9 protein-coding genes, 1 tRNA gene and 2 pseudogenes are annotated in these 13,981 nt (G+C 62.1%); 8 read left to right on the top strand and 4 right to left on the bottom strand.

All coding sequences use genetic code 11. The features are described 5' to 3' along the window. Positions 1–88 precede the first annotated feature (88 nt). The 3 genes from ACPWR9_RS17350 to ACPWR9_RS17340 all read left to right on the top strand — a co-directional run bounded on the left by ACPWR9_RS17350 (position 89) and on the right by ACPWR9_RS17340 (position 3,745). On the top strand, positions 89–1,636 hold the full coding sequence (locus tag ACPWR9_RS17350; protein WP_426299629.1) for a sensor histidine kinase N-terminal domain-containing protein: 1,548 nt from the start codon (positions 89–91) through the stop codon (positions 1,634–1,636). A gap of 171 nt (positions 1,637–1,807) precedes the next feature. Continuing rightward, entirely contained in the window at positions 1,808–3,466 is a 1,659-nt protein-coding gene (locus tag ACPWR9_RS17345; RefSeq protein WP_426299627.1) for an MFS transporter, read from the top strand. Positions 3,467–3,668: 202 nt separating this feature from the next. Continuing rightward, positions 3,669–3,745 (top strand) — tRNA-Met (locus tag ACPWR9_RS17340). Positions 3,746–3,808: 63 nt separating this feature from the next. Here ACPWR9_RS17340 and ACPWR9_RS17335 read toward each other — a convergent pair. Then, positions 3,809–4,171 (bottom strand): zf-TFIIB domain-containing protein, encoded by a 363-nt coding sequence (locus tag ACPWR9_RS17335; RefSeq protein ID WP_426299625.1) that lies wholly within the window; start codon positions 4,169–4,171, stop codon positions 3,809–3,811. Between the two features lie 197 nt (positions 4,172–4,368). Next, positions 4,369–5,148 carry a TerC family protein gene (locus tag ACPWR9_RS17330; protein WP_426299623.1) on the bottom strand — a complete coding sequence of 260 codons (780 nt, stop codon included), beginning with the start codon at positions 5,146–5,148 and terminating at the stop codon, positions 4,369–4,371. Positions 5,149–5,328: 180 nt separating this feature from the next. Between ACPWR9_RS17330 and ACPWR9_RS17325 the strand changes: the two genes are divergently transcribed. Further along, positions 5,329–6,333: a LysR family transcriptional regulator gene (locus ACPWR9_RS17325; RefSeq protein ID WP_426299621.1), complete on the top strand. Its 1,005-nt coding sequence runs from the start codon at positions 5,329–5,331 to the stop codon at positions 6,331–6,333. Beyond that, entirely contained in the window at positions 6,320–7,393 is a 1,074-nt protein-coding gene (locus tag ACPWR9_RS17320) for an AI-2E family transporter (RefSeq protein WP_426299619.1), read from the top strand. The genes ACPWR9_RS17325 and ACPWR9_RS17320 overlap by 14 nt, the downstream gene beginning before the upstream one ends. 96 nt (positions 7,394–7,489) lie before the next feature. Here ACPWR9_RS17320 and ACPWR9_RS17315 read toward each other — a convergent pair whose 3' ends face one another. After that, positions 7,490–9,064, bottom strand: a complete 1,575-nt coding sequence (locus tag ACPWR9_RS17315; RefSeq protein ID WP_426299617.1) for a tetratricopeptide repeat protein — start codon at positions 9,062–9,064, stop codon at positions 7,490–7,492. A gap of 484 nt (positions 9,065–9,548) precedes the next feature. On the opposite strand from ACPWR9_RS17315, the pseudogene ACPWR9_RS17310 reads away from it, so the two are divergent. From ACPWR9_RS17310 to ACPWR9_RS17300, 3 genes and pseudogenes are all read left to right on the top strand, one after another. After that, a pseudogene (locus ACPWR9_RS17310) lies at positions 9,549–10,484 on the top strand (ABC transporter permease subunit); the annotation flags it as partial. A 165-nt stretch (positions 10,485–10,649) separates the two neighbouring features. Further along, a pseudogene (locus tag ACPWR9_RS17305) lies at positions 10,650–11,288 on the top strand (ABC transporter permease subunit); the annotation flags it as partial. 10 nt (positions 11,289–11,298) lie between these two features. Continuing rightward, a complete protein-coding gene (locus ACPWR9_RS17300; RefSeq protein WP_426299615.1) occupies positions 11,299–12,615 on the top strand; it encodes an AAA-associated domain-containing protein in 1,317 nt (438 codons plus the stop codon). A 70-nt stretch (positions 12,616–12,685) separates the two neighbouring features. On the opposite strand, the gene ACPWR9_RS17295 is transcribed toward ACPWR9_RS17300, so the two are convergent. Then, the gene (locus ACPWR9_RS17295; RefSeq protein ID WP_426299613.1) at positions 12,686–13,579 is read right to left on the bottom strand and encodes an outer membrane protein; all 894 of its coding nucleotides are present in this window, start codon (positions 13,577–13,579) and stop codon (positions 12,686–12,688) included. Between the last annotated feature and the right edge of the window lie 402 nt (positions 13,580–13,981).

The following is a 13,981-nucleotide window of genomic DNA, read 5'->3' as shown; positions in this document are numbered from 1 at the left end:
TATGCGCCTGAGTCTTCGTCATCATCGCGATGCTAACGCGGTGAGCTCCCCTCGCCCGTCCCGCTCTGCGCTGGAGAACGCAGACCCGATGCGCGATGCCATGGATTCGGCGGATTCCTCCGACACCACCGACCCGTTCGATCCCTACGCCGATCCCTTCACGCGCCCCGGCTTCGGCGCCCCGCTGGAGCGCGAGGCCGAGCCGCCGCCGCGCTCGCTGTTCGGCGAAATTCTCGATTGGATGCTCGCGCCGTTGCTGCTGCTCTGGCCAATGAGTATCGCCGTGACGTATCTCGTCGCGAAATCGATTGCCAACGGCCCATTCGATCGGGCGCTCGAAACCAATACGTATGTCCTCGCCCAGCAGGTCCATGCCGATCGCGGACAAGTCACGCTTACGTTACCCATGCCCGCGCGCGATCTACTTCGCGCCGATGCGACGGACAGCGTCTACTTTCAGGTACTCGGCGCGAAGGGCGAATTGGTCGCGGGCACGGCCGAGTTGCCGCTGCCGCACGAAGACGATCGACCGCAACCGGGCGTGGTGCAATTTCGCGACGAGACGCTGGGCGGCAACGACATTCGGGTGGCCTTCACTTACGTCGAACTTCCCCGCCTCGAACCGAAAGGCGGCATGGCGCTCGTGCAGGTGGCCGAGACGCTCGACAAGCGCAGCCAGTTGGCCAACGAGATCATCAAGGGCGTGATCCTGCCGCAATTCGTGATTCTGCCGCTGGCCATCGTGCTCGTCTGGTTTGGCCTCTCGCGCGGGCTCGCGCCGTTGCATGCGTTGCAAGAACACATTCGTGCACGTCGTCCTGACGACCTTTCACCACTCGAAGCGCGTCAAGCGCCGCCGGAAATTGCTCCGCTCGTGAATTCGCTAAACGATCTGTTGGGGCGACTTGAGCAGAACATGAAGCTCCAGCAGCGATTTATCGCGGACGCGGCGCATCAATTGAAGACGCCACTCGCGGGCCTGCGGATGCAAGCCGAACTCGCATTGCGGCAGACGTCGCCCGACGAACTTCGTCGCTCGCTCTCGCAAATTGCCGTCAGCTCGGAACAGGCCGCGCGTCTCGTCAATCAGTTGCTCGCGTTGGCGCGGGCCGAGAACAGCGCGAACGACGCCGCGGCCTTCACCCCGGTCAATCTCAGCGTGCTCGCGCGCAACGCGATGCAAGACTGGTTTCAAGCCGCATTCGCCAAGCGTATCGATCTGGGCTTCGAGGAGCCGCCGTTCCCGGTGCATCTCTCGGGGCAGCCGGTGATGTTGCGCGAGTTACTCAACAATCTGATCGACAACGCGATTCGCTACACACCGGCTGGCGGCAAGGTCACGGTGCGTTTGCGTCATGAAGCATCCGACGGCTTCGTGCATCTGGAAGTCGAAGACACCGGGCCGGGTATTCCGGCGGCGGAGCGCCCACGCGTCTTCGAGCGCTTTTACCGCATTCTCGGCAGCGACAGCGACGGTAGCGGACTGGGGTTGGCGATCGTGCGCGAGATCGTGCAAATCCATCGTGGCGACGTGAGTGTGCTCGACCATGTCGACGCGCAGCATCCCGAAGCAACGGGCACGTTGATACGCGTCACCCTGCCGCTGAGCGACCCTATCGAAAACCCGCATGCGTGACGAAAAGGCGTCGAAAACCGTCAATTTCGGGGCAAAGACGAGGGTAAGTCCCTAGCGGCGTAAGCTTCGAGTCAGTTTGGCGTCAGACGGCGGTAAGGTTGTCCTCCAATAATCAGTTGCAACGGCCCGGGTACGTCCCAGGGGCGTGCTTACATTACAGGAGACAACCGCATGGCTACTGCAACGACAGCCACTACGCATGCGCCGATGACCAAAGAAGAACGCAAAGTCATCTTCGCGTCGTCGCTGGGCACGGTGTTCGAGTGGTACGACTTTTATCTGGCCGGTTCGTTGGCCGCCTTCATCAGCAGACACTTCTTCTCGGGCATCAACCCGACCGCTGCTTTCATCTTTACGCTGCTCTCGTTTGCTGCCGGCTTCGCGGTGCGTCCGTTCGGCGCCATCGTGTTCGGCCGCATCGGTGATTTGGTCGGCCGTAAGTACACGTTCCTCGTCACCATCACGTTGATGGGTCTGTCGACGCTGGTCGTCGGTCTGTTGCCGGGCTATGCCTCGTGGGGCATCGCTGCGCCGGTGATCTTCATCGCCATGCGCTTGCTGCAAGGTCTCGCACTCGGCGGCGAATACGGTGGTGCTGCCACGTACGTGGCCGAGCACGCACCGCACGGTCGTCGCGGCTTCTACACGTCGTGGATTCAAACGACGGCCACGCTGGGTCTGTTCCTCTCGCTGCTGGTGATTCTCGGCACGCGGATGGTGATGGGCGAAGAGGCGTTCGGTGAATGGGGCTGGCGCATTCCGTTCGTGCTCTCGATCGTGCTGCTGCTGGTTTCGCTGTGGATTCGTCTGCAACTGAGCGAATCGCCGGCGTTCCAGCGTATGAAGGCTGAGGGCAAGGGCTCGAAGGCACCGCTCAAGGAATCGTTCGGCGAGTGGAAGAACCTGAAGATCGTGATTCTGGCGCTGGTCGGTTTGACCGCTGGTCAGGCTGTCGTGTGGTACACGGGCCAGTTCTATTCGCTGTTCTTCATGACACAGGTGCTCAAGGTCGACGGCAACACGGCCAACATCATGGTGGCGTTGGGCCTGTTGATCGGTAGCCCGTTCTTCGTGTTCTTCGGTGCGCTGTCGGACAAGATTGGCCGCAAGCCGATCATCATGGCCGGCTGCCTGTTGGCTGCGTTGCTGTACTTCCCGATCTTCAAGGCGCTCACGCACTACGCCAACCCGGCACTGGAAGCGGCGACGGCACGTTCACCGATTACGGTGATTGCCGATCCGAACGAGTGCTCGTTCCAGTTCAACCCGGTGGGCACGTCGAAGTTCACGAGTTCGTGCGATATCGCGAAGAGCTATCTGTCGCGTGCGGGTTTGAACTATGAGAACCAGGCGGCACCGGCGGGCACGATGGCGACGGTGAAGATTGGCGACAAGGTGATCCAGTCGGTGGACGGCAAGGCAGCGGACGCGAAGGACAAGACCAAGGCGTTCGAGACCGATATGTCGGCCACGCTCAAGGCGGACGGCTATCCGCCGAAGGCCGATCCGGCGCAGATGAACAAACCGATGGTGGTGGTTCTGCTGGCGATTCTGGTGATCTTCGTGACGATGGTGTACGGCCCGATTGCGGCGATGCTGGTGGAAATGTTCCCGACGCGCATTCGCTACACGTCGATGTCGCTGCCGTATCACATTGGTAACGGCTGGTTCGGCGGGTTCCTGCCGGCCACTGCGTTCGCCATCGTGGCGGCCAAGGGCGACATCTACTCGGGGCTCTGGTATCCGATCGTCATCGCGTTGATCACCTTCGTGATTGGCATGCTCTTCATCAAGGAAACCAAGGACGTCGATATCTACGCCAACGACTAAGGGTGTGACCGACCAGACTGGTTAAATGGATCGACAACGCCGGTGCCCTCGGGTACCGGCGTTGTCTTTTTGTGCGACGGGTTCTGGTAAGGCGCGTTGGAGGCGGTGCGATGGGACGTGTCGCAGGTCGAGCAGACTATTTTCATCTTCTCGTAAAAACCTGTTGACAGTGCATGATGGCCTTCATATAATCTTTTTCTACGGCGAATTAGCTCAGTTGGTTAGAGCGACGGAATCATAATCCGCAGGTCCGGGGTTCGAGTCCCTGATTCGCCACCAGATGTAAAAAGCCGCTGCTCCGAAAGGATCAGCGGCTTTTTCTTCGTCTGCGTTTTCGCACCATCAATCAAAGTCGAACATCTCGAACAGCGACTTCTTCTTGCGTGGCTGATCGTAATGGCGGCGGCGGTCGTCGTGGCCGTAGTGGGCATCGCGGCGGTGATCGCCATTGTGGCCGAAGCCGTGTCCTTGGCTCTCCTTCCGATATTCCCGCTCGATGTGCTGGTCGCGCTCGTCGCGAACATTGCGATCGCCGCCACGTGTCAGATGCGCCGGCATCGTCGCGCTCCCGTCCGTGCGCTCGATCAGCTTGTCCAACTCGCCCCGATCCAGCCACACGCCGCGGCAGCCCGGGCAGTAATCGATCTCCACCCCCTGACGCTCCGTCATCAACAAATCGCGGGTACTGCACACAGGACATTTCATCGTTTCGCTCCGTCACGTAAAAGACAACGTCCTCAATGTATCGGTCAGCGACAACTCGAAAAACCTGCATTCCCATTCACCCAACTTCGTAAAAACCGAACCCCGTCATCGCGACACATAAACAAAAAGCGGCGCCAGCTTTCACTGGCACCGCTTCTTTACGCCGCTTCGTTACGTCTTCACGCAACACTCGCCGATTAATTCACCACGCGCGCCTTCTCCGTCTTACGTCGCGCCTTGGCACGACGCGTCAGCATGTTCAGGCCTTCGACGAATGCCGAGAATGCCATCGCCGCGTAGATATAACCCTTCGGCACGTGCGATCCCATCCCCTCGGCAATCAGCGTCATACCAATCACCAGTAAGAAGCCCAGCGCCAGCATGACCACCGTCGGGTTTGCCGCGATGAAGCGCGAGAGCGGACCCGCCATGAACAACATCGCCGTCACCGCCGCAATCACCGCAATGAACATAATCGGGATGTGCTCCGTCATGCCCACCGCCGTCACGATGCTGTCGATCGAGAACACCAGATCCAACACCAGAATCTGCATGACCGCCGCACGCGCCGTGATCGTCGCCACCGTGCCCGCCGTCGAACCCTCTTCAGCGTGCGGCTCGTCGTCGGTCGCCGATGCCACGTGATGATGCATCTCCTTCGTCGCCTTCCACACCAGGAAGAGACCGCCGGAAATCAAGATCAGGTCGCGCCACGAGTACCCATGGCCGAACAACTCGAACAACGGCATGGTCAATTTAGCGATCCAGGCCACCGTGCCCAGCAACGCCAAACGCATGATCAACGCCAACGCAATACCCATGCGCTGCGTACGCGCACGCATCGACAACGGCAACTTGTTGGTCAGAATCGAAATGAAGATCAGGTTGTCGATGCCAAGCACGACTTCCATCACCACCAGCGTGACAAGCGCCGCCCATACCGCCGGGTCGGCCGCCAAAGAAAGCAGATAGTCCATAGGTGCGCCAGAGTTTCCGTAGAGTTATCGAAATCGCGCCCATCCGCAGCGCCCATTCCGTTTGTTGTCCCGCCAACAACGCATTCCGCGGGTTCAGGACAGCATCATCGTCGAACTCATGCTTCGCAAAAACCAGCTATATACTTCACCAAAGTTCGGTTTTTTCGAAGTTACCTCATTATGTTGAACTACCGTCATCTTTACTATTTCTGGGTCGTCGTCAAGGAGGGAGGCTTCGCACGTGCGGCGGAGCGCCTCGACATGGCCGTCCAGACGATTAGCGCACAAGTTCGCGAACTGGAAAAGTCGCTGGGACATCAGCTACTTAAGCCGATGGGCCGCGGCGTCACGATGACCGAACCCGGGCAAGCCGCCTTCCGTCGCGCCGAAGAGATCTTCCGGCTCGGGCAGTCCATTCCCGATGAAGTCCGTGAAGCCGCCAGCGGACGCGTCGCACGGCTAGCGGTCGGCCTCTCGGACGGTATCTCGAAGCTCGCCGCCCATGCCCTGCTGGCCCCGGTGCTCGGCACACCGTCGCTGCGCCTCGTCTGCCACGAAGGCGAGCACGAACAACTGCTCGCCGAACTCGCGCTACATAAATTGGATCTGGTCCTCGCCAGCCAGCCTGCCCCCTACAACCCCACATTGCGGCTCGCGAGCGAGCGGCTGCTCGAGTCGCCGGTCGATTGGTACGGGCCCGCATCACTCGTGCGCAATACCTCGCGCGACCACTTCCCGCATTGCCTGACCGAACTCCCGGTGCTGATGCCTACCGGGCATTCCGCACTGCGGGCACGTCTCGATCACTGGTTCGAAGCCGAAGGCATTCGTCCTAATATCGTCGGGGAATTCGAAGACAGCGCACTGATGGCTGTCTTTGCAACACGCGGCTTGGGCGTCTTTCCATTGAGCGAAGCGGGGGCTGGCGACGTTTCAATGCTGCGCGGCCTGCGCTGGCTCGGACGCCCGCAAGGCGTGCACGAAGACATTCACGCCATTCGCTCGCGGCGCGGCGAAGGTCATCCGCTCGTGCTCCAGATCATGCAGGAAGCGGGCGCGCTCGCGGCGACGCCATCCGAGTCTGATATAACGGCGGGTAGCGCGTCTGCCGGATCATCGGCGTCGGCATCTGCCTCATCGGCAGCGCCCGCCGCATCTACGAGGAAACCTCATGTCAAGCCGTAGCGATCAGCGCAAGTTCTTCCATCTCCTGCTGTTCGCCGTCACCATCGCCTTCGTGTGGATTCTGTTCCCGCTCTTTGGTGCGGTGTTCTGGGGGACCATTCTTGCGGTGCTGTTCCAGCCGGTACAGCGACGCTTCGAACGTCGTATGCGCGGACGCAAGAATCTGGCGGCCTTCGCCACGCTGACGCTCATCCTGCTCATCGTGATTCTGCCGCTCACGCTCATCGTCGGCATGCTCACGCAGGAGATTGGCACGGCCCTCGTGCGCTTTCGCACCGACCTGCCCCAACTGACCGTGTCGTTTCAAGGCTTGCTCGACCGGCTGCCCGGCAGCGTGCACCGGATCATGGATCTGGCCGGCGTGCAGGACATCACTGCCATTCAACAGAAAGTCGGCGACGGCGCCGCGCAAATCGGCCGCTTCGTCGCTGTCTATCTCCTCAGCATCGGTCAAAACACCGCGCAATTGCTCGTGAGCTTCGGCGTGATGCTGTATTTGCTGTTCTTCCTGCTGCGCGATGGCATCGTGCTCGGTGTGATCATCCGCCGCGCCATTCCCCTCGACGAACGCCACAAGACGCAGTTGCTGAAGCAGTTCACCACCGTCGTGCGCGCGACGGTCAAAGGCAATATCGCCGTCGCCGTGGCACAGGGTGTGCTCGGCGGCTTCATCTTCGCGGTTTTGGGTATTCAGGGGTACGTGCTGGCCGCCGTCGTGATGGCGTTCCTATCGCTGCTGCCCGCCGTGGGCGCGGCCTTCGTCTGGGTGCCGGTCGGCGTCTGGCTGTTTCTCTCGGGTGACATTTGGCGCGGCGTGATTCTGTTCGCCTTCTGCGGCACTATCGTCAGTCTGGTCGACAACGTGCTGCGTCCGATTCTCGTGGGCAAAGACACCAAGCTGCCCGACTGGGTGGTGCTGATCTCCACCCTCGGCGGTATGTCGCTCATCGGCCTGACCGGCTTCGTGATCGGGCCGCTCATCGCCGCCCTCTTCATCGCGTGCTGGAATATGTACACCCGCATGCGCGACGAAGAGGTCGATCAGAGCGATCTGGGCTAAATGCGCGGCCAAGTGCGCGATCGAATGATCGGCTAGCCGCGCAACTCACGACATCTGAGCGCTGCCGAGCGCGGCGCTCAGGCGCTTCCGGCCCGCTCAGGCCACGCGGGTGCTGGCAGTCGAGGTAACGATAGTCCCGAGATCGGCGCCCACTTGTGCCATCACCGTGTCCCAATCGCCACGCTGCGGCTGGCGATACAGCGACGCCGACGGGTACCAGTCGCTGTCGCGGCGCGTGACCTGCCATCGCCAGTCCGGCGTGTGGCCCAGCAGCACCCACACAGGTTTGCCCAACGCCCCGGCCAAATGGGCGACCGCGGTGTCAGCCGTAATCACCACATCCATCTGCGCGATGACCGCCGCCGTCTCGGCAAAATCGCTGAGCTTCGCGCCGATATCCATCACATTGGCGTGCTCGGCCAATTGCGCGCGCTCCTCGTCGGTGGCATCCACCTGCAACGCATAAAACTTCGCACCCGTCGCGAACAGCGGCTTCCAGTGATCGAGGTCGATGTCACGATTCGGCGGGAAGGGCCGCGCGCGCCAGGCGAAGCCCACGCGCACCTGGCCTTCCGGCTTGGCGCCCAGCATCGAGCGCCAAATCATCTCGCGCGACGCACTCGATCGAACATAAGGCATATGCGCCGCCGCCACGTCGCCGCCAACACCCAGCAGGTGCGGCAGGCTGAGCAGCGGCATCTGCCAGTCGAAGGACGGCACCGGCATGTGCTCGCCCAACACCGTCACGCCACGGGCGAAACCGCCCAGCAGCGTCACGAGCGGCGCCTGTACGTAGAGCATCACCTGCGCGCCCAACGCCACCAGACGCGGCACGAATCGCACGAACTGGAGCGTATCGCCCAAGCCCGGCTCGCTATAGACCACCACCTTCTTGCCCGCGAGCGGCGCACGGCCATCCCACAAGCGATCGGGAAAGCGCCGCGGCTGCGCCTCGTCGACCCAACGCCATTCGTAATCGGCCCACCCATGCGCGAAGTCGCCGAGCAACAGATTCGTCTGCGCCCGGTTGGTACGCGCACCCGCGTGTTCCGGCGCCAGCCTCACGGCTTGCGTGAAGCACTGCAATGCATCTTGAAACGCATGCCGCTCACGCAGCGCGACGCCGAGATTGACCAGCGGGTCGGGCTGTTGAGGGGCGATGGTGTTGGCCAGCCGGTAGGCGTCGATTTCCTCGTCGTACCGGCCCAACGCGCCCAGCGCACGGCCACGATTGAAGTGCGCCTGCCACAGCGCGGGGGCCTTGGCGGCGGTGCGCTCGAACCACGTCAGCGCACGGGCGTTGTCGCCGGCCTGCGCCCACGTGAGGCCCACCGTGTGGGTCGAGCCGATCGCGTCCGGTGATTGCTGCACGGCCGACTCGAACAACGCGTCGGCACGCATGGGACGGCCAGCCTGCAAGCTGGCCATCGCCGCATCGAAACTCACCTGTGCGCCCGCCTGCGGCACCAAGGCCAGCATCCGGTCGAACGCGTCGGCGGCCGAATCGAACGCCTGCATGCGCAGCGAGACGTAAGCCAGACCTTCCAAGCCGGGGAGAAACTCAGGCGCCTGTTTGAGCAGTTGGCGCAGTTCGGCCATCGCTTCGGCTAGCCGACCGGCGGCACTCAGTTGTCGTGCGCGCTCGCAACGCGCATCCATTGGCGTCGTCATGCGGCGCTTCCTTAGTGTTCTTAAATTGGGGGGCAAGGCAGCCGGAAAGTCCCTTGCATGCTGGTACCGGCGCCCGAACAAGCGGTGCACACTACACGACCGCACGGCACGAAGCAAGCCGCGGGGATTCGGCCACGCGGGCAACGCAAAGTTCACAACTTAACGACACTTAAATGTGACAATTTTTCTTGACCCGGCGAGTGTCCCGTTAGCCTGTATTACCCGTCGAAACGATACCTGCGGCAGTGCAGCATAAAAACCACAGTCGGGGAATGGCGATCGCTGTTTGCCAGCCCGATGCGCTCGCTTTAACATCATTTTGCGGGTCAATCTGGTAGCATCCGCTGCCGTCCATGCATACGTGTGCGACGACTGCAAACCGGGCAGCTGATTTCGCCCTATCGCTTTGCCGGTCGCCGCGTTGCGCCGCATGCCGACGCCGAGTCCCGTTGTTCGTCCGACCCCTCATAAACACGAGGTCCTGATGCCGCGCGTAGCCCGACCGTTCATTCCCGCCACCGCGCGACGCCTGCTGCCTAATCGCTGGGATTTCATTGCCTTCCCGATCATCATCGGTTTTCTGATGGTCAGTTCTTCGGGCATTCGCCAGACGTGGGCACCGCTAGCCGATCTGCAAACTGAAGTCATCTCGCTCGACCCGTCCAATCTGCCCGAGTACGCGCTGCGCACCACGCTGCGCATGCTCGCCGCGATGGTCGCCTCGCTGATCTTCACCCTGATTTACGGCACGCTCGCCGCCAAGAGCCGCCGCGCCGAGAAGCTGCTCGTGCCAATGCTCGACATTCTTCAGTCGGTGCCGGTGCTGGGCTATATCTCGTTCACGGTCACGTTCTTCCTCGCCCTCTTCCCCGGGCGCGTGCTGGGGGCCGAATGTGCCGCCATCTTCGCGATCTTCACGAGTCAGGCGTGGAACATGACGTTCTCGTTCTACCAGTCGATGCGAACGCAGCCACGCGACCTCGCCGAAGTCGCGGTCAACCTGCGGCTCTCGCCCTGGCAGCGCTTCTGGAAGCTCGACGTGCCCTACTCGATGCCCGGCCTCATCTGGAACATGATGATGAGCATGTCCGGTGGCTGGTTCTTCGTGGTGGCCTCAGAAGCCATTACCGTGGGCGACAAGACGGTTACGCTGCCGGGGATCGGCGCCTATCTGGCTACCGCTATTATTCAGCGCGACCTGCACGCGGTGGGCTGGGTGATTCTGGCCATGACCGTCGTGATCTTGATTTACGACCAGTTCCTGTTCCGCCCGATGGTGGCGTGGTCGGACAAATTCCGTCTGGAAGACACCGTCTCGCAAGCCGCGCCCGAGTCGTGGGTGTTGAACATGATTCAGCGCACCCGCGCCATTCAGTACCTGCTGCGCCCGTTCGGCAAGCTGCTGCGCACCATTGCGCGCGCCCGCATGCCCATCTCGCTGCCAGCCGCCATCCATTCCGAGTCGAATACGCCCCTGTCGCGCGTGATCGACTGGATCTGGGCGGCCATTCTCGTTGCGCTCGGCGTGTTCGCGGCGTGGAAGATCTGCGCGTTCGTACTGGCCGAAGTGGGCTTCTCCGAAATTCTGCGAGTCTTCGGGCTGGGCCTGATCACGCTGGTGCGCGTGATGGTGCTCATCGCCATTGCCTCGGTCGTGTGGGTACCGCTGGGCGTACTGATCGGCCTGCGGCCCAAGCTCGCCGAGCGTATTCAACCGCTCGCGCAGTTCCTCGCGGCCTTCCCGGCGAACCTGCTGTTCCCGATCTTCGTGGTGGCGATCGTGCATTTCCACGCCAACCCCGATATCTGGCTCTCGCCGCTGATCGTGCTCGGCACGCAGTGGTACATCCTGTTTAACGTGATTGCCGGGGCGACTACCTTCCCGAACGACTTCAAGGAAGCCGCCACCAACTTCCGCATTCGCGGCTGGCAATGGTGGCGGCAAGTGATGCTGCCGGGCATCTTCCCGTACTACGTGACGGGGGCCATTACCGCCTCGGGCGGTGCGTGGAACGCGTCGATCGTCTCGGAATACGTGCAGTGGGGCGACGACAAGCTCGCCGCGCACGGACTGGGCGCCTATATCGCGCAGACCACGGCCGCGGGCGACTATCCGCGCATTTTGCTGGGCATCGCCGTGATGGCGCTGTTCGTCGTACTGTTCAACCGCTTGCTGTGGCGTCCCATGTACGCCATCGCCGAAAACAAGCTTCGCCTGAATTGAAGGGACCGTGATGCCGAACGATACCCAACCGACCGTCGGAAAAGAGATCTTCTCGCTCGCCAATGTCAGTCGCGGTTTCCGCAAGGGCAGCGACGAGCGTCAGGTGCTCGATGGCGTGAACCTGCAACTGCATGAAGGCGAAATCGTCGGGATGCTCGGCCGCTCGGGCTCGGGCAAGTCGACGCTGCTGCGCATCATCGCCGGGTTGATCCAGCCTAGCTCGGGCGACATTCGCTACCTCGGCGAGCCACTCGAAGGCCCGCCGGAAGGCGTGGCGATGGTGTTCCAGACGTTTGCGCTGTTCCCGTGGCTCACCGTGCTGCAAAACGTGGAAGCCGGTCTGGAAGCCCTCGGCGTCGAGCCGAAAGAGCGTCGCAAGCGTGCGCTCGCGGCCATCGACTTGATCGGTCTGGACGGTTTTGAGAACGCCTATCCGCGCGAGCTCTCGGGCGGCATGCGTCAACGCGTGGGCTTCGCCCGTGCGCTCGTGGTCAACCCCACACTGCTGCTCATGGACGAGCCGTTCTCCGCGCTCGACGTGCTGACCGCCGAGACGCTGCGCACCGACCTGCTCGACCTGTGGAGCCAGCGTCAGTTGCCGATCAAGTCGATTCTGATCGTCACGCACAACATCGAAGAAGCCGTGTTCATGTGCGACCGCATTCTGGTGCTGTCGTCGAACCCGGGGCGCGTGGTGGCCGAGATCAAGGTGCCGTTTGCGCACCGCCGTAATCGTCTCGACCCGGCCTTCCGCAAGATGGTCGACGACATTTACGCGCTAATGACCTCGCGCCGGAACGCTCACACCACGCAGAAGATTCCGCTGGAGCTGTCGAGCCCGCTGCACGAAGTGTCGACCAACTTGATGGCCGGTCTGCTCGAAGCGCTGGCCGGACCGCCGTACAACGGCCGCGCCGACTTGCCGGAAATTGCGCAGACGCTGCTGCTGGAAGTGGATGACCTGTTCCCCGTGGCAGAAATTCTCGACCAGCTCGGCTTCGCAGAACTCAAGGAAGGCGACTTGCTGCTCACGACCGCAGGCAAGCGTTTCGTCGACGTGAGCACGCAGGAGCGCAAGGTGTTGTTCGCCGAGCATCTGCTGCGTCACGTGCCGCTGGCCGCGAAGATTCGTGCGGTGTTGCAGGAGCGCCGCGGCGGGCGGGCACCGCGGGTGCGTTTCGAGCAGGAGCTGGAAGATTCGATGTCGGACGATCTCGCGCAAGAGACGCTCGATACCGCCATCAACTGGGGCCGCTACGCCGAGATCTTCTCGTACAACGACCACACCGAGACGTTCAGTCTCGAGGACGTGGAAGGCGCGACCTAAGCGGAGCATCCCGCTGCACGACCAACGAATTACGCCGCGCAGGACACAAGTCCGCGCGGCGTTTTCACTTTCAGAACGCGTATCCGACGCCGATCATCCATGTCTGGTTGATCGTCTTCGAGTCGGGTTCGTAAGCGTTGTTGCCCGGCGAGACTTGCGTCACGTCGGAGCGCCCGTATTGAAAGCGCGACCACTCGTAAGTCGTGTTCACGTGGAAATTGCGCGTCACCGCGTAGTCCAGCCCGAAGCCCGCCACGATCACGGGCTTGTTGCCCAGACTGAAGGTGTTCTGCGAACCGGCCAGCGTCATCGACGAGCCAAGCATGGCACCGGCGCGCACATCGGCGGTGGCCACCAGCTTCGGCGTCACTTCGAGCTGGCCCATCAGCCCACCGCCGACCACGTGGTGACGATAGCGCTCGTAGAACCCGTACGTATCGCGGCTGCTGTCGCGAATCCATTCGTGGTAGCTGTAGCTGAAATAAGGCACCAGTTGCGCATGCCACGTGCCGAGCATGAACGGCAGCGCCTTACCCGCCTTGAGCGTGACGTCGGTCGTGGTGGAGTGCGTCGTCATCTGGTAATTCGGCTGCACGACCTGGCCTGTCGGACTCTGCAAATAGCCGCCGTAGTCGACGTTGCCGTGCGCCACCCGCACCTGGCCGCTGAAGTACAGGTTTGAGATACCGAATAACTGGTGCTGTGTGGAAGCGCCAAGACTGAAGGCGGCGGTGGTACCGCGCTCGGAATCGCTCTTGCCGGGTCCGACATCTTCCCAGTAGTGCAACTGCTGCGCCCCGGCGTCGACCCAGACTTGATTGTTGGCGCGCAGCATGGCTTCCTGCGCATGGACGTTGCTCGCCATCAAGGCGGCGGCAACCAAGACAATGGCGGTGACCGCGTGAAACGAAGCGGCGACTCCGCTGTGGCCGCAAGCGATGGTGCGGCGCGTTTTCGGCGTCATGACACGACCCTCCCCAGGCGTGAGCTCAACGACGATTCGGCAATGGCCGTCGGCGCGGCCACCGTTTTCAGGCATTGTTTCAGCGCGCGCGGCGGTGCGCAAGCGGACAACCGTGGATTTTTTGTGGTCTTTGGACGCCAGATATCTCGCCGTTCGAGAGACCTGCCCGGGGACGCGGCAAGGCGCGGGCGACTGGCCTTATTGGGTGCGCTTACGCGCGGGGGAACGAGGGTGGCGGACGGTTTCGAGGGGCTCGTCGAAACGCATGAGGCGGCGACGTGACCGTGTCAAAAAGGCCACACCTATCGGTATAGATACTGATTCGCGGTCGTTTTTGTGCGGTCGCATAATCAGTCAAGGACCTGCCTGTCATGCGCCGGGGGGCGCAGCGACAAAGACTTG

This window comes from Pandoraea pneumonica, assembly GCF_049918595.1.
Classification (GTDB): Bacteria; Pseudomonadota; Gammaproteobacteria; order Burkholderiales; family Burkholderiaceae; genus Pandoraea; species Pandoraea pneumonica_A.
This window is presented reverse-complemented; position numbering and strand designations above follow the sequence as displayed.